Raw genomic sequence first — 22,267 nt, 5'->3', positions numbered from 1 at the left:
CATGGTGACGATGAAGGAGCTGAAGGCCCGGCATCCGGATCTCGAAAGTTTCCGCTTCGGGGATGGCCCGGAGATGTGCGCCGAACTGATCGCGCTGGTCCGCTCGGGCGCCAAGAGGGCGACCTGCGGCGCGCTGCGCGATTTTGAGGCGGGCGAGCCGATGCCGAAGGTCGGCCGCCGCGATGTGGCGCTGAACTGGGATGGCAGCCCGGCGCTGATGATCGAGACGGTTGAGGTGACACAGCGCCGCTTCTGCGACGTGAATGCCGATTTCGCACTGGCCGAGGGCGAGAACGAGACGCTGGAGGGCTGGCAGGCGGACCACCGCCGTTACTTCGAGCGCAACGGGGGCTGGGCGCCTGAGATGATGCTGGTCTGCGAGAGATTCCGGCTGGTGGAGGATTTCGCCTGATGTTCGACAAGATCCTGATCGCGAACCGCGGCGAGATCGCCGCGCGGGTCATCACCACCGCCCGCCGGATGGGGCTGAAGACGGTCGCCGTGCATTCCGACGCGGATGCGGATGCGGTGCATGTGCGCCTCGCCGACGAGGCGGTGCGCATCGGCCCGGCGCCGGTGGGCGAGAGCTACCTGCGCGCGGAGGCGATCATCGAGGCCGCGCGCGTGACCGGCGCGGGCGCGATCCATCCGGGCTACGGCTTCCTCTCCGAGAACCCGGATTTCGTCGAGGCGGTCGAGGCGGCGGGGCTGGTCTTCATCGGCCCGCCCGCGACCGCGATCCGCGCCATGGGTCTCAAGGACGCGGCCAAGAAACGGATGGAGGAGGCCGGGGTGCCGGTCGTGCCCGGCTATCACGGCGAGGGGCAGGACGCGGAGGTTCTGGCCGAAGAAGCGGCGCGCATTGGCTACCCGGTGCTGATCAAGGCCCGCGCGGGCGGCGGCGGCAAGGGGATGCGCCTCGTCGAGCGGGCCGAGGATTTCGCCGACGCGCTCGAGGGTGCGCAGGCCGAGGGACAGGCGAGCTTCGGCGATGCCGCTGTTCTCGTCGAGAAATACGTCACCTCGCCGCGCCACGTGGAGATCCAGGTCTTTGCCGATGCGCATGGCAACGTCGTGCACCTGTTCGAGCGCGACTGCTCCTTGCAGCGCCGCCACCAGAAGGTGATCGAGGAGGCCCCCGCGCCGGGCATGCCAGAGCATGTCCGCGCCGCGATGGGCGCGGCCGCCGTCGAGGCGGCGCGTGCGATCGGCTATGTCGGGGCAGGCACGATCGAGTTCATCGCCGACGGTTCGGAGGGCCTGCGCGAGGACGGGTTCTGGTTCATGGAGATGAACACCCGCCTGCAGGTCGAGCACCCGGTGACCGAGGCGATCACCGGGCTCGACCTCGTCGAGTGGCAGATCCGGGTCGCGCGCGGCGAGGAACTGCCGCTGTCGCAGGACGAGCTGCGCATCGATGGCCACGCGGTCGAGGCGCGGCTCTATGCCGAGGATGCCGCGCGCGGCTTCCTGCCCGCGACCGGGCGGCTGGAGCGGCTGCGTTTTCCCGACGCGTCGAACTTCGAGTTGGGCGCGCTGCGCGTCGATGCGGGCGTGGCCGAGGGCGACGCCATCACCCCGCATTACGACCCGATGATCGCCAAGGTGATCGCGCATGGCGCTACGCGGCAGGAGGCCATGGCGCGGCTTCTGGGCGCGCTGGAGGCGACGCAGGTCGGCGGCACCGTGACCAATCTCGGCTTTCTCGCAGCTCTCCTGCGGCACGAGGGCTTCAGGGCGGGCGAGGTCGACACCGGGCTGATCGGCCGGGATCTCGACGCGCTGACCACCAAACCGGCGATGCCCGATCACGTGCCGGTGCTGGCCGCGCTGGTGGCCTCCGGGCTCGACCACCCGCCCGGGGGCGAGGGGCCGTGGGACGCGCTCAGGGGGTTCCGGAACTGGGGCGCGTCCGAGATCCACGTGGCGCTGGAACGCGAGGGCGAGACGCTCGACGTGGCGCTCCTGCGCGACGGGCCGGGAAGCTGGCACCGCGAGGGGACCGAAACGGGCGTTTCACGTGACACCAAGGGGCTGGAGGTGACGGTCGCGGGCCGCCGCTTCCGGGCCGAGGCGGCGCGGCACGGCCAGTCGGTCACCGTGTGGGATGCGGGCCGGGCCTTTGTCTTCGCCATTCCCGATCCGCTCGCTGCCGCCGAAGCCGCGGGCGCGGGCGGCAACGCCATCGCGGCACCGATGCCGGGGCTGGTGAAGCGGATGCGCGCCGAGGCCGGGCAAAAGGTCGAGAAGGGCCAGCCGCTCGCCATCCTCGAGGCGATGAAGATGGAGCACACCCTCACTGCGCCGCGCGACGGGGTGGTGGCCGAGGTGCTCGCAAACGAGGGATCGCAGGTCTCCGACGGCGACCTGCTGCTGACGCTGGAGGCGCAGGATGACTGAGCGCGTCGAGATCGTGGAGGTCGGGCCCCGCGACGGGCTGCAGAACGAGGCGCGGATCATCCCCGCCGAGGCCAAGATCGAACTGGTCGACCGGCTCTCGGCCTGCGGTTTCACTCGCATCGAGGTGACCAGCTTCGTGAACCCCAAGCGGGTGCCGCAGATGGCCGACGCGGCGCAGGTGCTGGCGGGGATCGCGCGCGATCCCGCCATCCGCTACGCGGCGCTGACCCCGAACCTGCGAGGCCTCATTGCGGCGCGCGAAGCCGAGGCCGAGGAAGTCGCGATCTTCGCCTCGGCCTCCGAGGGCTTCAGCCAAGCCAATATCGGCTGCTCCATCGCCGAGAGCATGGAGCGTTTCGCCCCAGTCATGGAGGCCGCGAAAGCCGCCGGGCTGCCAGTGCGCGGCTATGTCTCCTGCGTGACGCATTGCCCCCATGACGGCGCGGTCGCTCCCGAGGCGGTGGCCGAGGTCGCGGCGCGGCTGCTCGACATGGGCTGCTACGAGATTTCGCTCGGCGAGACCTTGGGGCGGGCGCGGCCGGAAGACACCGACGCGATGCTCGACGCCGTGCTCGCGCGCCTGCCCGCCGAAAAGCTCGCCGGGCATTTCCACGACACCTCGGGCCGCGCGCTCGACAACGTGGCCACCTGTCTCGAGCGAGGCCTGCGGGTGTTCGACGCCAGCATCGGCGGCCTGGGCGGCTGCCCCTTCGCGCCGGGTGCCGCCGGTAACGTCGCGACCGAAGGGCTGGCCCTGATGCTGGAAGCGCGCGGCTTCGAGACCGGGCTTGATGCGAAGCGATTGGCCGAAACGGCGGGTTTCGCCAAGGAGTTGCGCGCATGAGCTATGAGACGCTGAAGCTGGAGACCGACGCGCGCGGCGTGCTCACCGTCACGCTGAACGCGCCTGAGCGGCGCAACGCGCTTTCGGCACAGATGATGGACGAGCTGACGGCGCTGTCGCGGGCCGAGGGGGCGCAGGCCCGTGCCGTGGTGCTGCGCGGCGCGGGCGAGGTGTTCTGCGCGGGCGGCGACCTCACATGGATGCAGGCGCAGATCCGGGCCGACCGCGAGGGGCGGCGCGCCGAGGCGCGGCGGCTGGCGGGCATGCTCGATGCGCTCAACACCATGCCCAGCCCGCTGATCGGGCGCGTGCATGGCGGCGCCTATGGCGGCGGTGTCGGCATGGCCTGCATCTGCGACGTGGTGGTGGCCGAGGAGGGGTGCCGCTTCGGCTTTACCGAAACCAGGCTCGGCATCATCCCGGCGACGATCTCGCCCTATGTGCTCGCCCGGATGGGCGAGGGGCGGGCGCGGCAGGTTTTCATGTCGGCGCGGATCTTCGGCGCGGAGGAAGCGGTCCGCTTGGGCATCGCGACGCGCGCGGCGGCGGCGGCCGATCTCGACGCCGCCGTCGAGGCCGAGGTGGCACCCTATCTCAAGATCGCGCGCGGCGCCGCCGCGCGGGCCAAGGCGCTGGCCCGCAGCCTCGGGCCGCGCATCGACGAGGCCGTGATCGAGGCCACCATCGACCGGCTGGTCGAGGCGTGGGAAAGCCCCGAGGCCGAGGAGGGGATCGCCGCCTTTCTCGAAAAGCGCCCGGCGCGCTGGGCATGACGGGCGCGCCCATTGACGCCGCCCCCGCCGGTCGAGAGGATCGCCGCCGGGGATGGGGCGCAATGGGCGAAACGATCACACTCGATGAGACCGACCGCCGCCTGCTGCGGCTTTTGCAGGCCGAGCCGGAGCTGACGCTGCGCGAGGTCGGCGAACGGCTCGGCCTGTCGCACACGCCGTGCTGGCGCAGGCTGGCGCGGATGCGCGAGGCCGGCGTGATCGAGGAGCGGCGGCACATCGTCGATCCCATCGCGGCGGGCTTCGAGATCACCGTGTTCTGCGCGGTGCGGATGAACGGCCACAGCCGCGAGCACCTCGAAGAGTTCGAGGCCGCCGTGGCAGGCATTTCCGAAGTGGTGCAGTGCTACTCGGTCTCGGGCGATCACGACTATCTGCTGCGGGTGCTGGCCCGCTCGATCCGGCATTACGAGAGCACGGTGAAGAACGCGCTGGTGCAGCTGCCGCATGTGCTCTCGATCTCCACCAGCGTGACGCTGCGCGAGATCAAGAACACCACCGACGTGCCGCTCTAGGCGTCGCGCGCCAGCCTGAGCCCGCTCATCTGCCAGCGCCGGTCGGGGTGGAAGAAGTTGCGGTAGCTGTGGCGCATCTGCGCGCGCGGCGTGGCGCAGGAGCCGCCGCGCAGCACGTATTGATTCACCATGAACTTGCCGTTGTATTCACCGATCGCGCCCTCGGGCGGACGAAAGCCGGGGTAGGGGTCGAAGCCGCTGCGCGTCCATTCCCAGACATCGCCATGCATCTGCTGCAGGCCTTCACCGGGCTGGCCGGGCAGGGGACGCAGCGCGCCGTCATCCATGAAGTTGCCCGCGATCTCGCTGCCCTGCGCCGCGACCTCCCACTCGGCCTCGGTCGGCAGCCTGGCGCCCGCCCAGCGGGCAAAGGCCTCGGCCTCGTAGAAGCTGACATGCACGACCGGCGCGTTCGGGTCCACGGGCTGCGCCCCGCGCGCGGTGAAGCTCCACCACTCGTCCTCCTGCTTCCACCAGTAGAGCGGCGCGTCCCAGCCTTCGGCCTGCGCGCGCGCATGGCCCTCCATCAGCCAGTACCAGGCATCCGAATAGCCGCCATCTTCGATGAAGGCGATCCACTCGGCATTGGTGACGGGGCGGGTCGCCAGCTCGTAGGGCCGCAGCAGCACCTCGTGGCGCGGCCCCTCGCAATCATAGGCGAAGCCCTCGCCCGCATGGCCGATCTCGCGGATGCCGCCATCGAATCGAACCCAGCCCTGCGGCATCGATTCCGAGACCGCGCGCGGCTCCGGCGCGCGGATCGCGGGCATCAGCGGGTTGAACGACAGCGCGTGCAGAAGATCGGTCAGCAGCAGCTCCTGGTGCTGCATCTCGTGGTGACAGCCCAACGTGGTCAACTCCGCCACCTCCTCGTGGCCCTGCGCCAGCAGATCCTCCATCGCCGCCTCGACATGGGCGCGGTACGCCATCACCTCGGCGACGCTGGGCCGGGTGATCAGCCCGCGCTGCGATCGGGCGTGGCGGGGCCCGGCCTGCACGTAATAGGAGTTGAACAGGAAAGCGAAGCGTTCGTCGGGGGAGGCATAGCCCGGCACCCGCTCGCGCAGGATGAACTGCTCGAAGAACCACGAGGTATGGGCGAGGTGCCACTTGGTAGGAGAGGCGTCCTCCATCGACTGCACCACCATGTCCTCGGGTGCGAGATCGGCCACGAGTTCGCGGCTTCGGGCGCGGGTGGCGCGAAACAGGTCGCGCGCCGTGGAGGCTTCGGCGAGGCCGGGCTGGGGCTTGGTCTGCATGGAAATCCCTCGTTCTGCTGCCGCGAAAACGCGTGGCTCGAAGGCGGGGTTCCTGCGGCTTGGCGGGCATGGGCGCTCTCTCGCACCGAGGAACATCTCCTGTCCGGTCGGAACCCGGCTCCCGCGCACCGGTTTGATGCGTGAAGGAGACCCATATGTCGACAGCCCGCCCCGAGACCACCCGCGCGGCGGGGATGCCCACGAACGAAACACCGATCCGCGATCTTGGCGTGGTGGGCGACCGTCGCAGCGCCGCCGTGATCGACCGGATGGGCCGCATCCTGTGGTATTGCCCCTGCCGCTTCGACGGGCCGAGCCTGCTTGCCGGGCTGCTCGACCCCGAGGGCGGCGACTGGCGGATCGAGATGGAGGGCGCGGAACAGGGGCCGCGCCGCTATCTCGACGGCAGCGGCATGTTGGAGACCACAATCCGCGCGCCCGGCGGCGATCTCGTCGTGCTTGACTGGATGACCTCCGGCCCGCAGGCCCCGACCGGGGTGCTGGTGCGCGAGTTCGGCGCAGCCCCCGCCGATGTGCGGATCGTGCTCGACGCGCGGCCCGGCTATGGGCGCGGCACGGCGAAGCTGGAGGCGATGGAGACGGGCGTTTCGGTCGAGGGGATGGGGCTGCAGGGATCGCATCCGCTGCGGATCGAGGATCACCGCGTGGTGATGGAGCTTCCTGCGGGGGAGACAGGCTGGATGCTGCTGTCCGACGCGCCGCTGGCCGGGGCCGACCATGCGACGCTCGACAATTGGCGCGGCCACACGCTGGGCCATTGGCGCGGGCTCGACGCGGCGGTGAACTACGACGGCGCCTTTGCCGATGAGGTTCGCCGATCCTTGCGCGCGATCCGGCTGTGCACCCACGAGGAAAGCGGCGCCACCGTCGCCGCCGTGACCACATCGCTGCCCGAGATCGCGGGCGGCGGGCGCAATTACGACTACCGCTACGTCTGGCTGCGCGACGCGGGCATGATCGTCTCGGCGCTGCTGCGCCTGTGTCAGAGGGACAGCGAGGGCGAGCAATACCTGAAGTTCATCTGCCGCTGCACCGGCACCTCCGAAAAGTATCCCATGGCGGTGTTCACCAATCTCGATTGCGAGACCGCACCGCGCGAGACCGAGCTGCCCTTCGAGGGCTGGCGCGGCTCGCGCCCCGTGCGGATCGGCAATGGCGCCGCCGATCAGCTGCAGCTCGACGCCTATGCCAACGTGGCGCTGGCGGCGAAGCTTCTCTACCGCGAGGGCAAGTCCGACGGACATGCCCACTGGGACGTCGTCGCCGACATCTGCGATTTCCTCGCCGACAACTGGCAGCAGGACGATCATGGCATCTGGGAGGAGACGCCGCCCATGCCCTATGTCTCGGGCAAGGTTGTCGCCGCCTGCGCGCTGGAATCGGCGGCCGCCTATGCCGACGAGGCCGAGGCCGCCCGCTGGCGCGCCGCGGCGGGCGAAATCCGCGACTGGGTGACGAGGAACGGGCTGACCTCGGAAGGGGCCTATGCGGTCTATCCCGGCGCGGAAGAGGTCGACGTGACCGCGGCGCTGTTTCCGGTCTGGGATTACTGCGCCGCCGACACGCCCGAAATGATCGCCACCATGGCGGCACTGGAGCGTGACTGGAGCCCGGACGGCCAGCTTTACCACCGCCGCCTCGAATGCGACGACGGCCGGCGCGAGGGGGTCTTCATCGCCGCCGGTTTCTGGGTGGCGCAATACTGGGTGATGCGCGGCGAGCTGGAGCGCGCGCGCGCCATCATCGCGGCCAATGTCGCACAGGCCAACGATCTCGGCCTGTTTTCCGAAGAGGCCGATCCGCGCAGCGGCGAGATGCTGGGCAACATTCCGCAGGCCTTTGCCCATGCCGGGCTGATCGGCGCGGTGATCGACCTGAACCGGGCGCTCGACGCATCTGCATGAGAAATCGAACGGCTCGGGCTTTCGCGGGTTGTCACCCCGACAGATGAAACACCAGACGCGGAGACGAACATGACTTCGACCAGCGACTACGTCTATGACCACGTCCAGGCCAGCACCCTGAACAAGGATATGGCGTTCCGCCCCGGCACGCCGGGGCCGGGCGACCGGCTGCCGGTCTTCGACCTGCCCGCCGCCACGGGCGGGCGCATCCGCAGCCACGCGATCACCGGTAACAAGCCGATGCTGCTCGTCACCGGCTCCTACACCTGCCCGATGACCGCGGCCTCGAACCCGGCCATGAAGAAGCTCCACCGCCGCTACGGCGGGCAAGTGGTCTTCGTCATGCTGCATGTGCGCGAGGCGCATCCCGGCGAGCGGTTCGATCAGCCGCACGACATGGATGCCAAGATCCGCAACGCCCGCATTCTCAAGGAGCGCGACAGGCTGCCCTGGGCCGTGGCGGTGGACGACACCCAGGGCACGCTGCACAAGCAGCTCGACGAGAAACCCAACGCGGTCTGGCTCACCGATCGCGAAGGCACGATCATCTATCGGGGCCTCTGGGCCGGGGATGACGAGAGCCTCGCCGATGCGCTGGAGGCGGTGTCGAAGGGGCGCATGCCGAAGAAACGCGAGAGCACGGCCCGGCTCAAGCCGATGGCCGCGGGCATCGGCATGATGCGCGAGGTCACGCAGCGCTCGGGCAAGCGGGCCGAGGCCGATCTGTGGAAGGCCGCGCCGCCGGTGGCGGCGCTGGCGCGCATCGCCGATCTTTACCGCCCGCTGCCGCCGCAGTGGCGCACGGCGGCCGCGGCCGCGACGATCGGGCTTGGCGCCACGGCGCTGATCGGGGCGCTGACCTCGGCGCGAAAATCCGCACGCAAAAGGTGAAAAATTGGGCAACGCAGAGGCTTGGCCGCCGCCGCGCTTGACCGGTGACGGCGGCCGCGCCTAACCTCCCCCTCACAAGACGGGCCCCGCAAGGGGCCATGTTCCGAAGGGGGAGGAGACCCGGGATGACACGAGTGCTCACGGCCACGGCCGTCCTTCTGGGCTGCGCATTGCCAGCTCAGGCCGACATCACCATCGCCCATGTCTATGGCAAGACCGGCCCGCTCGAGGCCTATGCCAGCCAGTCGCACGAGGGGCTGATGCTCGGTCTCGAATACGCGACGGACGGCACGATGGAGATCGACGGCGAAAAGATCGTCGTGCTCGAAAAGGACACCCAGTCCAAGCCCGACATCGGCCGCGCCGTCCTTGCCGAGGCCTATGGCGACGACGGTGCCGACATCGCCGTGGGACCGGTCAGCTCGGGCGTGGCGCTCGCGATGCTGCCGGTGGCCGCCGAATACGAAAAGATCCTGATCGTAGAGCCGGCGGTGGCGGATTCGATCACCGGCTCGGACTGGAACCGCTACATCTTTCGCACCGGGCGCAACTCCAGCCAAGACGCGATCTCCAACGCCGTGGCGCTGGGCGGCGAGGGAGTGACCATCGCCACGCTGGCGCAGGACTATGCCTTTGGCCGCGACGGGGTGGCGGCCTTCCGCGAGGCGCTTGAGGACACCGGCGCCAGCATCGCGCATGAGGAATACGTGCCGACCGACACCACCGATTTCACCGCTGCCGCCGAGCGCATCTTTGCGACGATGGACGGGGTCGAGGGCGAAAAGAAGCTCTTCATCATCTGGGCCGGCGGCGGCAATCCGATGGGCAAGATCAACGCCATGGACCCGTCGCGCCATGACATCGAGATCGCCACGGGCGGCAACATCCTCGCGGCGCTCACCGCCTACAAGGATCTGCCCGGCCTCGAAGGCGCGACCTATTACTACCACGAGATCCCCGACAACGCGGTGAACGACTGGCTGGTCGAAGAGCACATGGCGCGCTTCGACAGCCCGCCCGATTTCTTCACCGCCGGCGGCATGGCCGCGGGGCTGGCCGTGGTCGAAGCGATCCGGGCGGCGGGTTCGACCGAGACCGAAGCGCTGATCGAGGCGATGGAGGGCATGGAGTGGGAGACCCCGAAGGGGACCATGCGGTTCCGCGCCGAGGACCACCAAGCGCTGCAATCCATGTACCACTTCCGCACCGAGGTACAGGAGGGTAAGGATTATGGCGTGCCGGTGCTCGTGCGCGAGCTGGGCATCGACGACATGGAGATCCCCGTTCGCAACTGATGCGCCAGGCCAGGCCGGGTCGGGTCGGGCCTGTCCGGCCCGGCCGCAACCGCGGGGGACACCATGACCGACACGCTTCTGGACACCAAGGATCTCTCCGTTCGCTTCGGCGGCCATGTCGCGGTCGATGCCGTCACCTGCGGCTTTCGCGCGGGCGAACTTACGGCCATCGTCGGGCCGAACGGCGCGGGCAAGACCACCTATTTCAACCTGATCTCGGGCCAGATCGCCGCCAGTGCCGGTAAGGTAAGGCTCGAGGGGCGCGACATCACCCGCAGAGGCGTCTCGGAGCGCTGCCGCCTGGGGATCGGCCGCGCCTTCCAGCTGACCAACCTGTTTCCGGGCTTGTCGGTGTTCGAGAACCTGCGGCTCGTGGTGCAGGCCAAGCGCGGACGGGGCACCTCACTGCTGCGGCTGGCGGGCGCGGACCGCGAGGTTGCGCGCGAGGCCGAGGCGATCCTCTCGCAGGTGCGGCTGGAGCCCTTCGCCGCGCAGCCGGTCTCGGAGCTCAGCCACGGCAACCAGCGCAAGCTGGAGGTGGCGCTGCTGATCGCGCTCGACCCGCTGGTCTACATGTTCGACGAGCCGACGGCGGGCATGTCGATCGACGAGGCGCCGGTGGTGCTCGATCTCATCGCCGGGCTGAAGGCGCGGGCCGACCGCACGATCCTTCTGGTCGAGCACAAGATGGACGTGATCCGCAGCCTCGCCGACCGGATCATCGTGCTGCACAACGGCGCGCTCGCCGCCGACGGGCCGCCCGCGGAGGTCATGGCCTCGGCGGTGGTGCAGGAGGCCTACATGGGCCGGGAGCTGGATCATGGCTGAACCGATGCTGAGGCTCGATGGCGTGCAGACCGACATTGGCCGCTATCACATCCTGTCGGGCGTCGATCTCGAGGTGCCGCGCGGCGAGGTGACGATGCTTCTGGGGCGCAACGGTGTGGGCAAGACCACGACGCTGCGCACGATCATGGGGCATTGGCGCGCGAAGGCCGGGCGGGTGCTGTTCGACGGGCAAGACATCGCCAAAGTACCGACCCCTGCCATCGCGCGTATGGGCGTGGGCTTTGTGCCTGAGGACATGGGCATCTTCTCGGATCTCACGGTCGAGGAGAACATGACCCTCGCCGCCGTCTCGGGCCCGCTCGCCCCCGCACGCCGCGACCGGATCTTCGCGGCCTTCCCGCCGCTCGCCGCCTTCTGGCGCGCGCCCGCGGGCACGCTGTCGGGCGGGCAGAAGCAGATGCTGTCGATCGCGCGGGCCATGGCCGAGGAGCGCAGGCTCTATCTCATCGACGAGCCGACCAAGGGTCTTGCGCCCGCAATCGTCTCGACCATGGCGCAGGCTCTGCGCGAGTTGAAGGCCGAGGGCGCCTCGATGCTGCTGGTCGAACAGAATTTCGCCGTGGCGCGCGCGCTGGGCGACAGGGCGGCGGTGATGGAGGGTGGCCGGGTGATCTGGACCGGTGCGATGGCCGAGCTTGCGAATGACGCGGCGCTGCAGGAGCGGCTGATGGGGCTGAGCGTGGAGGGGGCATGAGCGTGCAGAGCGAAGCCGCGCCCGCGCACCGGCCGACCATCGCGGCGCTGTCGCCGCGCGACCGGTTGGCACGCGCCGCGCCGTTTCTGCTGGTGCCGGTGCTGGTCCTCCTCGGCTTTGCGCTGATCGGCTCCGTGCCGACATGGCTGACGCTGACGGTCTCGGGGCTGGCCATGGGGATGATGATCTTCATCATGGCCTCCGGCCTGACGCTGGTGTTCGGCCTGATGGACGTCATCAACTTCGGCCACGGCGCCTTCATCTCGGTGGGGGCCTTCGTCGGCATTTCGGTGCTGGCGGCGCTTGGCGACTGGACCGGCGCCGCTTCTCTAGGTCTCAACATGGCGGCGGTGCTGGCCGCCGTCATGGCGGCGATGGCCGCGACCGGCGCGCTGGGCTGGGGCTTCGAGCGGGTGCTGGTGCGCCCGGTCTACGGCGCGCATCTGCGGCAGATCCTCGTCACCGTCGGCGGGCTGATCGTGATCGAGCAGATGATCCACGTGGTCTGGGGGCCGGACGAGATCTTTCTCACGCGGCCCGAGATGCTCAAGGGCGCGACGCTGTTCCTCGGCGCCGCGATCGAGACCTACCGGCTGCTCGCCGTGGCGGTCGGCCTCGTGCTGTTCGTGGCGATGCGGCTGGTGCTGCGGCGCACGCGCATCGGGCTCATCGTGCGCGCGGGCGTGCAGAACGGCGAGATGGTCGAGGCGCTGGGCTACCGGCTCAGGCTGGTCTTCATCGGCACCTTCGTCGCGGGCTCGGCGCTGGCGGGCTTGGGCGGCGTGATGTGGGGGCTGTATCAGGAGGTGATCACCGCGGGCATGGGCGAACAGATGATGATCCTCGTCTTCATTGTCGTCATCATCGGCGGGTTGGGCTCGGTCGAAGGGGCCTTCATCGGCGCGCTCATGGTCGGGCTGTTGCAGAACTACGTCGCCTTCCTCGCGCCCAAGCTGGCGCTGGTGTCCAACATCGGCCTGATGACGGTGATCCTGATGTGGCGACCCGAGGGGATGCTGCCGGTGGTGAGGGCGAAATGATACAGCTGTTCTCCGGCGACGGGCCGCGCTCGAGGATCCTCGCGCTGATCCTCATCGCGATCGGTCTCGGCCTCGCTTTCGCGCCGTTCCTGTTTCCGGGCGTGCGGGCGCTCGAGACGGCGGCGCGGATCTGCGTCTTCATCGTGCTCGCGGCGAGCTATGACCTGCTCTTGGGCTACACCGGCATCGTCAGCTTCGCACATACCATGTTCTTCGGGCTCGGGGCCTACGGCGTGGCGCTGGCCTCGACACATATAGGGCGCGGCTTCCCGGCGCTGGGGGCGGGCACTCTGGCGGGGCTGGCGGCGGCGGTGGCGCTGGCGCTGGTGATCGGGCTGTTCTCGCTGCGCGTGCGGGCGATCTTCTTCGCCATGATCACCCTCGCGGTGGCCTCGGCCGTCACCGTGCTGGTGAGCCAGCTCAGCGCCCTCACCGGCGGCGAGGACGGCCTCGTCTACCAGATCCCGCGCGCCTTGGGCCCCGCGATGCGGCTTGATCTGGAGATCGCGGGCGTCACCGTCACGGGCAAGATCCTGAATTACTACCTCGTCTTCTGCGTCGCGCTGGTTCTGTTCCTCGTGATGCTGAGGATCGTCAATTCGCCCTTCGGGCGGGTGCTGCAGGCGATCCGCGAGAACGACTTCCGCGCCGAGGCGATCGGCTACCGCGTGGTGCGCTACCGCGTCACCGCGACCTGCCTTTCAGCGGGCTTCGCGGCACTGGCGGGCAGCCTCTGGGCGATCTGGCTACGCTACGTCGGCCCCGGCACGACGCTGAGCTTCGAGATCATGCTCGACATCCTGCTGATGGTGGTGATCGGCGGCATGGGCACGATCTGGGGGGCCGCGATCGGCGCGGTGCTGATGGTGCTGGCGCAATCCTACCTGCAGGGCCTCATGGGCTATGCCGCGGGGGCGAGCGAGGCGATGCCGATCCTGTCGCGGCTGCTCGATCCGGATCGCTGGCTCTTGTGGCTCGGGGTGCTGTTCATCCTCTCGGTCTATTTCTTTCCCACCGGCATCGTCGGCCGGCTCAGGGCACGCGCTGCGCGGTAAGGCGAAACCCCGCCGAGGCGGGCTGGCGCTTTAGCCCGGGCCATGCATGATGCCGCCCCGGAGGGGCAGAGCATCGTCGCCCCGGAGGGGCGCGGGGCGTCGTCGTCCTGTCGCATGGGCCTGTCAGGGTCCGGGCCATGAACCATAGGGGGCATTACATGAAGATCGCGATTCTCGGCGGCGACGGTTTCGTCGGCTGGCCGACCTGCCTGCACCTGTCCGAGCAGGGCCATGAGATCCATATCCTCGACAACCTCAGCCGCCGCTGGATCGATACCGAGCTTGGCGTGCAGTCGCTGACGCCGATGGATTCGATCCAGGAGCGCTGCCGCATCTGGCACGAGGTGACGGGGCGGCGGCTGAACTTCCACCTGATCGATCTGGCCAAGGAATACGAGCGACTGAAATCATGGCTGGCCGAGGAAAAGCCCGACGCGGTCATCCACTTCGCCGAGCAGCGCGCCGCGCCCTATTCGATGAAGTCCGACCGCCACAAGGTCTACACCGTCAACAACAACACCAACGCGACGCACAACCTGCTCGCGGCACTGGTCGAGACCGGGATCGACGCGCATCTGCTGCATCTCGGGACGATGGGGGTCTATGGCTACTCCTCCGTCGGTGCGGCGATTCCGGAGGGCTATCTCGACGTCGAGGTCGAGACGCTCACGGGCGAGAAGGCGCAACAGGAGATCCTCTATCCGACCAAGCCCGGCTCGGTCTATCACATGACCAAGAGCCTCGATCAGATCCTGTTCCAGTTCTATGCCCAGAACGACGGCCTTCGGATCACCGATCTGCATCAAGGCATCGTCTGGGGCACCCATACCGACCAGACCCGCCGCCACGAGCAGCTGATCAACCGGTTCGACTATGACGGCGATTACGGCACGGTGCTGAACCGCTTTCTCATTCAGGCCGCGATCGGCCATCCGCTCACCGTGCATGGCACCGGCGGGCAGACGCGCGCCTTCATCCATATCCAGGACTCGGTGCGCTGCATCGAGCTGGCGCTGAATGAGGCGCCGAAATCGGGCGAGCGGGTGCGCATCTTCAACCAGATGACCGAGACGCACCGCGTGCGCGATCTGGCCGAGCTGGTGGCGAAGAAGACCGGGGCCGAGATCGCCTTCCTGCCCAACCCGCGCAAGGAGGCCGAGGAGAACGACCTCGTGGTGAGGAACGAGCAGTTCCTGAAGCTGGGTCTCGATCCGATCACCCTGCAGGAGGGGCTTTTGGACGAGGTGGTCGAGGTGGCCAGGAAATACGCGCACCGCATCGACCGCAGCCGCGTGCCGGCCGTCTCCGCCTGGACTCGCGATCTCGGCGCGCGGGTCGAGCGCGATCCCGAGGGCCGGGCGCTGCGCACCGTCTCGTGAACGAGGGGCTGAGAGCGGAGAGCCCGGCGCAGAGCCGCCGGGCCTATGTCACGCTGGTCACCAACGCCGATTTCGCGCTGGGGGCCAGGGCGCTGTTGCGGTCGCTGCGGCTGAGCGGGACGACGGCCGATCTCGTCGTGCTGCATACGGGCGGGGTGGGGGAGGCCGATCTTGCGCCGCTGCGCACGCGCGGCGCGCGGCTGGTGGCGACCGAACTCTTGCCGACGAGCGACGCCTTCAACGCCGCCCATGCGCGCGAGGCGTTGCATGGCGCCGCCCCCTTCACCAAGGGCGAGAAGCCTGCATTTCACACGCCCTTGGACAATTTCGCGAAGCTGAAGCTGTGGCAGCTCGATTACGAGCGCGTGGTGTTCCTCGATGCCGACACGTTGGTGCTGCGCAACATCGACAGCCTCTTCGACTATCCCGAGTTCTGCGCCGCGCCCAACGTCTACGAGAGCCTCGCCGATTTCCACCGGATGAATTCTGGCGTCTTCACCGCGCGGCCCGACCCGGAAACCTATCGGGCGATGCTGGAACGCCTCAATGCGCCCGGCGCCTTCTGGCGGCGCACCGACCAGACCTTCCTGCAGGATGTCTTCCCCGATTGGCATGGCCTGCCGGTGACCTTCAACATGCTGCAATATGTCTGGTTCAACCTTCCGGAGCTTTGGAGCTGGGAGCAGATCAAGGTGCTGCATTTCCAGTATGAAAAGCCGTGGCAGGACCATGCGAAGGTCGACCGGTTGAAGCCCTTGATCGAGCTATGGCACGCTTACGCGGGCGAGGGACCGGTCCCCGATCTAGGCGACCTGCCGGACCCGGCATGAGGGTCGCGCTGACCGGGGCCTCGGGGCTGGTCGGGCGGTTCCTGCTCGCGGGTCTCACCGCGCGCGGCCACGAGATGGTGGCGCTCGGTCGGACGCCCCTCGCGGGGTGCGAGCATCGACCATGGGCGCTGGGTCGGGCGGCGCCGCTTTCGGGCTGCGAGGCGCTGGTGCATGCGGGCTTCGCCCATGTGCCCGGGCGCTATCGCGGCGGCGAAGGGGACGACCCGGAAGGATTCATCGCGGCGAACCGCGACGGCTCGCTCAGGCTCTTCGAGGAGGCCCGCCGCGCCGGGCTGTCCCGCGCGGTCTTCCTGTCGAGCCGCGCAGTCTATGGCGACTACCCGCCCGGCACGGTGCTGACCGAGGACCTCGCCCCGCGCCCCGACACGCTTTACGGCGAGATGAAATGGGCGGTGGAGCAGCGGCTTTCGGCGCTGTCGGGGCCGGGCTTCGCCACGGCGAGCCTGCGCGCGACTGGCATTTACGGCCCGCCTGCGCCGGGGCAGGCGCACAAGTGGCAGGGGCTGTTCGATGCCTTCGCCGCAGGCGAGCGGGTCGCGCCGCGCGTGGGCACCGAGCTGCATGGCGAGGATCTGGCCGCGGCGGTAGTTTTGTTGTTGGAGGGGCCCGAAGCGGCGCTCGCGCGGCGCAGTTTTAACGCCTCGGACATCACGCTCGACCGGCGCGACCTGCTGGCGCGCGTGGCCCGGATCACGGGGCAGGGCGGCGCGTTGCCCGGGCGCGCCGATGCCGCCCGGGTCAGCGCCATGCGCTGCGACAGGCTGCGGGCGCTGGGGTGGCGCCCGCGCGGGGAAGAGGGGCTCGACCCGGCGCTGCGCGAGATGCTCTAGCGGGCCGGGCCGGTGAGCCGGTTGACATGGCCCATCTTGCGGCCCGGCCGGGCCTCGGCCTTGCCATAGAGATGCAGCGCCGACTGCGTGGCGGCGATCTGCGGGATGCGGTCGACATCGTCGCCGATCAGGTTCTCCATCGTCACGTCGGAATGCCGCGCCCCGTCGCCCAAGGGCCAGCCCGCCACGGCGCGGATGTGCTGCTCGAACTGGTCGATCAGGCAGCCGTTCTGCGTCCAGTGGCCGGAGTTATGGACGCGCGGCGCGATCTCGTTGACCACGAGGCCGGAGGCCGTGACGAAGAGCTCCACCCCCATCACGCCGACATAGTCGAGCGCGGTCAGGATCCGGGCGGCGAGCAGCACCGCGTCGGTGCGCTGGGAGGCCGTCAGCCGCGCGGGCACGGTGGTCTCGCGCAGGATGCCGTCCTCGTGCCGGTTCTCGCCCGGATCGAAGCAGGCGACCGCGCCGTCGAGCCCGCGCGCGCCGATCACGCTGACCTCGTGGGAGAACTCCACGAAGCCTTCGAGGATGGCAGGGGCACCGTTCATCCCGGCGAGCGCCGCGGCGGCATCGCCCTGGACCATGATCCGCGCCTGCCCCTTGCCGTCATAGCCGAAGCGGCGGGTCTTGAGGATCGCGGGCGCGCCGATCCGCTCCAGCGCGGCTTCGAGCGAGGCCGCATCGTCGACCGTGGCGTAGGGGGCGGTGGCAAGGCCGAGATCGCGCAGGAAGTCCTTCTCGTCGATCCGATCCTGACTCACGGCCAGCGCGCGGCGGCCCGGGCGGATCGGCACGATGGCCTCGATCAGGTCGAGTGAGGCCGCGGGCACGTTCTCGAACTCGTAGGTGACGACGTCGACCGCGCTTGCGAAGGCGCGCAGCGCCGCCTCGTCATCCCATGCGGCGCAGGTCGCGGCGGCGCAGACCTCGGCGGCGGGGCCGTCGGGGGCGGGGTCATAGACGTGGCAGCGCAGCCCGAGGCGCGATGCCGCGACGGCGAGCATCCGGCCAAGCTGGCCGCCGCCCAGGATGCCGATGGTCGAACCGGAGGCGAGCGCGTCAGTCATCGGTCGGCTCCTCGGGGATGGAGGCGGAGAGCGCCGCGCGCCAGTCGTCGAGACGCTGCGCGAGGGCGGGATCGTTCAGCGCGAGAATGCCTGCCGCCATCAGCCCGGCATTGGCCGCCCCCGGCGCGCCGATCGCCATGGTGGCGACCGGAAAGCCGCGCGGCATCTGCAGGATCGAATAGAGCGAGTCGACGCCCGAGAGCGCGCGTGTCTGCACCGGCACGCCGATCACCGGCACCCGCGTCTTCGACGCCATCATGCCCGGCAGATGCGCGGCCCCGCCGGCGCCGGCGATGATGACCTGAAGGCCGCGCTCCACGGCCGTCTTGCCATAGTCCCACAGCCGGTCGGGGGTGCGGTGCGCCGAGACGATCCTGGTCTCGTATTCCACGCCCAGCTCGTCGAGCATCTGCGCGGCCTCGCGCATCGTCGCCCAGTCCGACTGGCTGCCCATGATGATGCCGATCTTCGCGCCCATCCGCCGCTCCCTTCGCTGCCGTTGGGGCGGGGGTACACCGGGGCGGGACGCGACGGCAAGCGGATCGCGCGCTCAGGCGATGATGTCGGGAAAGATGCGGTCCTCGATCCGGGCGATCTTGTCTTTCAGCATCAGCTTTTGCTTCTTGAGCCGGCGCAGCTGCAGCATGTCGGCGCCGCCGCGCTGCTCGAGCGCCTCGATCGCCTCGTCGAGATCGCGATGCTCGCGCCGAAGCACCTCGAGCTCCACGCGCAGCACCTCGTCCTCATCCATCTTCGCCGAGTTGTTCATGCAGCTGCCCCATGTCTTTTGGCCATCATAGAAGTTGCACCCGGCGCCGCCTAGCCCCGGCACTTGCAAGGCGGAATTCCGCCTCCCATATTGAGGGTCAGGCGGCTGCCGATTGCCGGGGCCGCTGACGGACGGTCGCTTGGGCAAGAGGACATGTCGCATGACAAAGCTCACTTTGGGGACGCACCCCTTCCTTCTGGGGTTCGAACAGCTCGAAAGGCTGGTCGAACGCACCGCGAAGGCGTCGGGAGACGGATATCCACCCTATAATATCGAGCAGACCTCGGATCGCTCCTACCGGATCACGCTCGCCGTGGCCGGCTTTGCCGAGGCCGACCTGTCGATCACGGTCGAGGACAGCCAGCTCGTGGTGCGCGGACGCCAGTCCGACGCCGCCGAGGAGCGGGTGTTCCTGCATCGCGGCATCGCCGCGCGCCAGTTCCAGCGCAGCTTCGTGCTCGCCGATGGCGTGGAGGTGAGCGGCGCGGTGATGGAGAACGGCCTGTTGCACATCGACCTGTCCCGTCAGCCCGCCGACAGCGTCGTGCAGACGATCCGCATCAAGAGGAGTGGAAAATGAACACGCAATTCCGCCACCACAAGCTCTCCGAAGACGACGAAAGCCGGCTCGTCTACGTCAAGCCGGTCTGCGTGGCCGATCTTCCCGAGGAAGTGCGCGAGCAGGCCGACGGTCTCGAGGTGCTCTTTGCCGTGCATGACAGCGATGGCCAGCAGCTCGCCCTCGTGGCCGACCGTGGCCTCGCCTTCACCCTGGCGCGCCAGCACGACATGCAGCCCGTGACGCTGCACTGAGCCGGGCAGGGGGCGCTGCAAGAGGCGCCCCCTCTCGGGCCCTTCGGGACGACCCGAGCCCGGGGCCGGTCACGATGCGCTCTCGGCGGCCTCCAACATGCGGTAGGCCTCGTCCTTCTCGCCGCGGCCGATCACCTCGAAGGGCCGTTCGATCATCTGGTTGTAGCTGCGAAAGAACAGCTCGATATCCCACGCGAAGCCGTCGCGCATGTCCGACAGCGTGTCGACGCTCGAGAAGATCCGCGACATGTTGGCGACCGCCACGACGCGGTCGTTGCGCGCCATCTGTCCACCCTCGTCGTTCTGCATCTTCAGCACACCGATCAGGCGTGATTCGATCAGCGCGCCGGCCGGCACCGTGCCCGCCGTCACGAGCACCACGTCGAGCGCGTCGCCGTCCTCGGCGCGGGTGTTGGGCACGAAGCCGAAGCTGAAGGGGAAGCTCTGTCCCTCCGGCAGTTCGATGGCGATGCGAAACAGGCCGCTGTCGTCCATGTCATACTTGTGATGGCTGCCTTTCGGCGTTTCCACGAAGACGTTGACCGCGCCGTCGCGCGTTCTGGGGCTGGCGGAGGCCAGGGCGGTGTTGAACATGATGCGCTCCCTTTAGATCCAGTGAAGCCCCCGGATTGCCCTTCGGGTTCCTTCTGACGGTGCGGCGCATACGAAAAAGGCGCGCCCGAAGGCGCGCCTTGCAGGATCGGTGAGGCAGGGATCAGCCCGCGATCAGCCCCATCTGCTCGAGCTTCAGGATCACCTGATGCGCGCAGTTGTCGACATCGGTGCCCTCGGTCTCGACCCGCAGCTCAGGCGTCTCGGGGACATCGTAGGGGTCCGAAATGCCGGTGAACTCCTTGATCTTGCCCTCGCGTGCGAGCTTGTAGAGCCCCTTGCGGTCGCGCCTCTCGCATTCCTCGATCGAGGTGGCGACATGCACCTCGATGAAGGCGCCGAAGTTTTCGACATCCTCGCGCACGGCACGGCGCGTCGTGGCATAGGGCGCGATCGGCGCGCAGATGGCGATGCCGCCGTTCTTGGTGATCTCGGATGCGACATAGCCGATGCGGCGGATGTTGAGATCGCGGTGCTCCTTGGAGAAGCCCAGCTCGGAGCTGAGATTCTTGCGTACGATGTCACCGTCGAGCAGCGTGACGGGGCGGCCGCCCATCTCCATCAGCTTGACCATCAGCGCGTTGGCGATGGTCGATTTGCCCGAGCCGGAGAATCCGGTGAAGAACACGGTGAAGCCCTGCTTGGCACGCGGCGGCTTGGTGCGGCGCAGCTCCTTGACCACCTCGGGGAAGGAGAACCACTCGGGGATCTCGAGCCCTTCGGCAAGGCGGCGGCGCAGCTCGGTGCCGGAGATGTTGAGAACGGTGGAGTTCTCGGGCACCTCGTCGATCGGGTAGTACTGCGCCTTCTCCTGCACATAGACCATGTGCTTGAAGTCGACCATCTCGATGCCGACCTCTTCCTGGTGCTGGCGCACCAGGTCCTGGGCGTCATAGGGGCCGTAGAAATCCTCGCCCTGGCTGTTGTTGCCTGGGCCGGCATGGTCGCGGCCGACGATGAAATGGGTCAGCCCGTGGTTCTTGCGGATGATCGCGTGCCACAGCGCCTCGCGCGGGCCGCCCATGCGCATGGCGAGGTTCAAGAGCGACAGATGCGTGGTCGAGGAGGGGTACTTGTCGAGCACCGCCTCGTAGCAACGCACGCGGGTGAAGTGATCGACATCGCCCGGCTTGGTCATGCCGACGACGGGGTGGATCAGCAGGTTGGCCTGGGCCTCCTTGGCGGCGCGGAAGGTCAGCTCCTGGTGCGCGCGGTGCAGCGGGTTGCGCGTCTGGAAGGCGACGATCTTGCGCCAGCCCATCTTGCGGAAATAGGCGCGCAGCTCGTTGGGCGTGTCGCGGCGGGCGCGGAAATCGTAATGCACCGGCTGCTGGATGCCGGTGACCGGGCCGCCGAGATAGATCTTGCCGGCGTGGTTGTGCAGGTAGTTCACCGCAGGGTGCGCGGAATCGTCGGCGCCAAAGACCTTCTCGGCCTCGCGCGACTTGTTGGGCTCCCACTTGTCGGTGACCGTCATGGTGGCGAGGATCACGCCCTCCTGATCGCGCAGGGCGATGTCCTGACCGAGCTCGACCTTAGCGGCGAACTCTTCGGAGACGTCGAGCGTGACCGGCATCGGCCAGAGCGCGCCGTCCTTGGTGCGCATGGTCTCGACGACGCTGTCGTAGTCCTCCTCGGTGAGGAAGCCCTTGAGCGGGTTGAAGCCGCCGTTCATCAACAGCTCCAGATCGCAGATCTGGCGCGGGGTCAGGTCGTGCGACACGAGGTTGCCAGCCTCGACCTTGAGCTTTTGGGCGGACTCGTATGACACATAGAGTTCGGGGATCGGGGCGAGGTTCGAGGCCATCAAAACAATTCTCCAGGGGCCGGGGGACTGATGCCGCTCCTAGACCGCGCCGGAACCACTATTCAAGTGGCGTGACCTGCAAAACGGACCGTTTTCCGCCGAAGGCGGGCCTCGGGGAACAGACAGGCATGCCGGGTCTGCGACAGCGAACGCTTCGCCTGGCAATCAGGCGCGGGGGGACTCCATCGGCGCGGTGGCCCTGCCTTGCGCAGTCGCGTCGTCCCGAACAGGGTCACATGGCCATGCTCGGGCGATTTGCGGGAGGGGTAAAGAAAACCGTTCAACCCCTTGGCTCGCATCCGGTCGGACACCTCCCAGCTGCAAACCGCGCGGCCTTTGGCCCGCGCCTCGGTCCAGCGCGAGACGAGATTCCGGGGATCGACACCCAGCGCCGCGCAGATCGAGGGATCGCGCAGATCGGCCAGGCCCGGTGCCGCGAGATGCAGAGGCCAGATCCACCGCGCAGGGTCGTTCGGGGTCAGGTATGAGGCCAGCGCCACGCCCGCGCCCTCGGGGGCTCAGCGAGGCATAAAGCGCGGGCTGCCCGTCATGGTGAAAGCGACCCATGGGCGAGCCTG

Annotated in this window: 24 protein-coding genes; 17 read left to right on the top strand and 7 right to left on the bottom strand. The window is 68.6% G+C overall.

Translation table 11 applies throughout. The features are described from left to right. The first annotated feature begins 1 nt into the window (after nucleotide 1). The 5 genes from NHG85_RS16910 to NHG85_RS16890 all read left to right on the top strand — a co-directional run bounded on the left by NHG85_RS16910 (nucleotide 2) and on the right by NHG85_RS16890 (nucleotide 4,550). The gene (locus NHG85_RS16910) at nucleotides 2-412 is read left to right on the top strand and encodes an ASCH domain-containing protein (RefSeq protein ID WP_253334617.1); all 411 of its coding nucleotides are present in this window, start codon (nucleotides 2-4) and stop codon (nucleotides 410-412) included. Beyond that, nucleotides 412-2,400 carry an acetyl/propionyl/methylcrotonyl-CoA carboxylase subunit alpha gene (locus tag NHG85_RS16905; protein WP_253334599.1) on the top strand — a complete coding sequence of 663 codons (1,989 nt, stop codon included), beginning with the start codon at nucleotides 412-414 and terminating at the stop codon, nucleotides 2,398-2,400. The genes NHG85_RS16910 and NHG85_RS16905 overlap by 1 nt, the downstream gene beginning before the upstream one ends. Beyond that, complete coding sequence (locus tag NHG85_RS16900) at nucleotides 2,393-3,244, top strand: hydroxymethylglutaryl-CoA lyase (RefSeq protein ID WP_253334597.1); 852 nt, start codon at nucleotides 2,393-2,395, stop codon at nucleotides 3,242-3,244. The genes NHG85_RS16905 and NHG85_RS16900 overlap by 8 nt, the downstream gene beginning before the upstream one ends. Next, nucleotides 3,241-4,017, top strand: a complete 777-nt coding sequence (locus NHG85_RS16895; protein ID WP_253334596.1) for a crotonase/enoyl-CoA hydratase family protein — start codon at nucleotides 3,241-3,243, stop codon at nucleotides 4,015-4,017. The genes NHG85_RS16900 and NHG85_RS16895 overlap by 4 nt, the downstream gene beginning before the upstream one ends. Before the next feature lie 62 nt (nucleotides 4,018-4,079). Further along, entirely contained in the window at nucleotides 4,080-4,550 is a 471-nt protein-coding gene (locus tag NHG85_RS16890; RefSeq protein ID WP_253334595.1) for an Lrp/AsnC family transcriptional regulator, read from the top strand. Here NHG85_RS16890 and egtB read toward each other — a convergent pair. After that, on the bottom strand, nucleotides 4,547-5,809 hold the full coding sequence (egtB, locus tag NHG85_RS16885; protein WP_253334593.1) for an ergothioneine biosynthesis protein EgtB: 1,263 nt from the start codon (nucleotides 5,807-5,809) through the stop codon (nucleotides 4,547-4,549). The two genes, NHG85_RS16890 and egtB, sit on opposite strands and share 4 nt — an antisense overlap. A gap of 155 nt (nucleotides 5,810-5,964) precedes the next feature. Here egtB and NHG85_RS16880 point away from each other — a divergent pair, with 155 nt between their 5' ends. From NHG85_RS16880 to NHG85_RS16835, 10 genes are all read left to right on the top strand, one after another. Next, nucleotides 5,965-7,734, top strand: coding sequence for a glycoside hydrolase family 15 protein (locus NHG85_RS16880; RefSeq protein ID WP_253334591.1), 1,770 nt, complete (start codon nucleotides 5,965-5,967; stop codon nucleotides 7,732-7,734). Nucleotides 7,735-7,803: 69 nt separating this feature from the next. Beyond that, the gene (locus NHG85_RS16875) at nucleotides 7,804-8,625 is read left to right on the top strand and encodes a TlpA family protein disulfide reductase (RefSeq protein ID WP_253334589.1); all 822 of its coding nucleotides are present in this window, start codon (nucleotides 7,804-7,806) and stop codon (nucleotides 8,623-8,625) included. A gap of 125 nt (nucleotides 8,626-8,750) precedes the next feature. Beyond that, nucleotides 8,751-9,920, top strand: coding sequence for a substrate-binding domain-containing protein (locus NHG85_RS16870; RefSeq protein ID WP_253334587.1), 1,170 nt, complete (start codon nucleotides 8,751-8,753; stop codon nucleotides 9,918-9,920). A 63-nt stretch (nucleotides 9,921-9,983) separates the two neighbouring features. Continuing rightward, entirely contained in the window at nucleotides 9,984-10,748 is a 765-nt protein-coding gene (locus NHG85_RS16865) for an ABC transporter ATP-binding protein (RefSeq protein WP_253334585.1), read from the top strand. Next, nucleotides 10,741-11,463 carry an ABC transporter ATP-binding protein gene (locus tag NHG85_RS16860; protein WP_253334583.1) on the top strand — a complete coding sequence of 241 codons (723 nt, stop codon included), beginning with the start codon at nucleotides 10,741-10,743 and terminating at the stop codon, nucleotides 11,461-11,463. The genes NHG85_RS16865 and NHG85_RS16860 overlap by 8 nt, the downstream gene beginning before the upstream one ends. Further along, a complete protein-coding gene (locus NHG85_RS16855) occupies nucleotides 11,460-12,503 on the top strand; it encodes a branched-chain amino acid ABC transporter permease (RefSeq protein WP_253334581.1) in 1,044 nt (347 codons plus the stop codon). Before NHG85_RS16860 ends, NHG85_RS16855 begins: the two co-directional genes overlap by 4 nt. Next, nucleotides 12,500-13,558, top strand: coding sequence for a branched-chain amino acid ABC transporter permease (locus NHG85_RS16850; protein ID WP_253334579.1), 1,059 nt, complete (start codon nucleotides 12,500-12,502; stop codon nucleotides 13,556-13,558). Before NHG85_RS16855 ends, NHG85_RS16850 begins: the two co-directional genes overlap by 4 nt. 158 nt (nucleotides 13,559-13,716) lie before the next feature. Beyond that, the gene (locus NHG85_RS16845) at nucleotides 13,717-14,937 is read left to right on the top strand and encodes an NAD-dependent epimerase/dehydratase family protein (protein ID WP_253334578.1); all 1,221 of its coding nucleotides are present in this window, start codon (nucleotides 13,717-13,719) and stop codon (nucleotides 14,935-14,937) included. Continuing rightward, on the top strand, nucleotides 14,934-15,767 hold the full coding sequence (locus NHG85_RS16840) for a glycosyltransferase (RefSeq protein WP_253334570.1): 834 nt from the start codon (nucleotides 14,934-14,936) through the stop codon (nucleotides 15,765-15,767). The genes NHG85_RS16845 and NHG85_RS16840 overlap by 4 nt, the downstream gene beginning before the upstream one ends. Continuing rightward, complete coding sequence (locus NHG85_RS16835; RefSeq protein WP_253334569.1) at nucleotides 15,764-16,618, top strand: NAD-dependent epimerase/dehydratase family protein; 855 nt, start codon at nucleotides 15,764-15,766, stop codon at nucleotides 16,616-16,618. The genes NHG85_RS16840 and NHG85_RS16835 overlap by 4 nt, the downstream gene beginning before the upstream one ends. Here the strand turns inward: NHG85_RS16835 and NHG85_RS16830 are convergent. The 3 genes from NHG85_RS16830 to NHG85_RS16820 all read right to left on the bottom strand — a co-directional run bounded on the left by NHG85_RS16830 (nucleotide 16,615) and on the right by NHG85_RS16820 (nucleotide 18,457). Beyond that, nucleotides 16,615-17,688, bottom strand: a complete 1,074-nt coding sequence (locus NHG85_RS16830) for a 5-(carboxyamino)imidazole ribonucleotide synthase (protein WP_253334567.1) — start codon at nucleotides 17,686-17,688, stop codon at nucleotides 16,615-16,617. The two genes, NHG85_RS16835 and NHG85_RS16830, sit on opposite strands and share 4 nt — an antisense overlap. Beyond that, nucleotides 17,681-18,166 (bottom strand): 5-(carboxyamino)imidazole ribonucleotide mutase, encoded by a 486-nt coding sequence (gene purE / locus NHG85_RS16825; RefSeq protein ID WP_253334566.1) that lies wholly within the window; start codon nucleotides 18,164-18,166, stop codon nucleotides 17,681-17,683. Before purE ends, NHG85_RS16830 begins: the two co-directional genes overlap by 8 nt. Before the next feature lie 72 nt (nucleotides 18,167-18,238). After that, nucleotides 18,239-18,457 carry a YdcH family protein gene (locus tag NHG85_RS16820; protein WP_253334565.1) on the bottom strand — a complete coding sequence of 73 codons (219 nt, stop codon included), beginning with the start codon at nucleotides 18,455-18,457 and terminating at the stop codon, nucleotides 18,239-18,241. 160 nt (nucleotides 18,458-18,617) lie between these two features. On the opposite strand from NHG85_RS16820, the gene NHG85_RS16815 reads away from it, so the two are divergent. Beyond that, a complete protein-coding gene (locus tag NHG85_RS16815) occupies nucleotides 18,618-19,037 on the top strand; it encodes an Hsp20 family protein (RefSeq protein WP_253334564.1) in 420 nt (139 codons plus the stop codon). Next, complete coding sequence (locus NHG85_RS16810) at nucleotides 19,034-19,270, top strand: DUF1150 family protein (protein WP_253334559.1); 237 nt, start codon at nucleotides 19,034-19,036, stop codon at nucleotides 19,268-19,270. Before NHG85_RS16815 ends, NHG85_RS16810 begins: the two co-directional genes overlap by 4 nt. 69 nt (nucleotides 19,271-19,339) lie before the next feature. Here NHG85_RS16810 and NHG85_RS16805 read toward each other — a convergent pair whose 3' ends face one another. The 3 genes from NHG85_RS16805 to NHG85_RS16795 all read right to left on the bottom strand — a co-directional run bounded on the left by NHG85_RS16805 (nucleotide 19,340) and on the right by NHG85_RS16795 (nucleotide 22,189). Continuing rightward, the gene (locus tag NHG85_RS16805) at nucleotides 19,340-19,864 is read right to left on the bottom strand and encodes an inorganic diphosphatase (RefSeq protein ID WP_253334557.1); all 525 of its coding nucleotides are present in this window, start codon (nucleotides 19,862-19,864) and stop codon (nucleotides 19,340-19,342) included. Nucleotides 19,865-19,985: 121 nt separating this feature from the next. Continuing rightward, the gene (locus tag NHG85_RS16800; protein ID WP_253334555.1) at nucleotides 19,986-21,689 is read right to left on the bottom strand and encodes a bifunctional sulfate adenylyltransferase/adenylylsulfate kinase; all 1,704 of its coding nucleotides are present in this window, start codon (nucleotides 21,687-21,689) and stop codon (nucleotides 19,986-19,988) included. A gap of 62 nt (nucleotides 21,690-21,751) precedes the next feature. Further along, on the bottom strand, nucleotides 21,752-22,189 hold the full coding sequence (locus NHG85_RS16795; protein WP_253334553.1) for a hypothetical protein: 438 nt from the start codon (nucleotides 22,187-22,189) through the stop codon (nucleotides 21,752-21,754). Between the last annotated feature and the right edge of the window lie 78 nt (nucleotides 22,190-22,267).

Origin of the sequence: Limimaricola litoreus (genome assembly GCF_024159025.1) — a bacterium.
Taxonomy (GTDB): Bacteria; Pseudomonadota; Alphaproteobacteria; order Rhodobacterales; family Rhodobacteraceae; genus Limimaricola; species Limimaricola litoreus.
The sequence above is the reverse complement of the archived record's forward strand: the minus strand, read 5'-3'. Positions and strand labels throughout refer to the sequence as shown.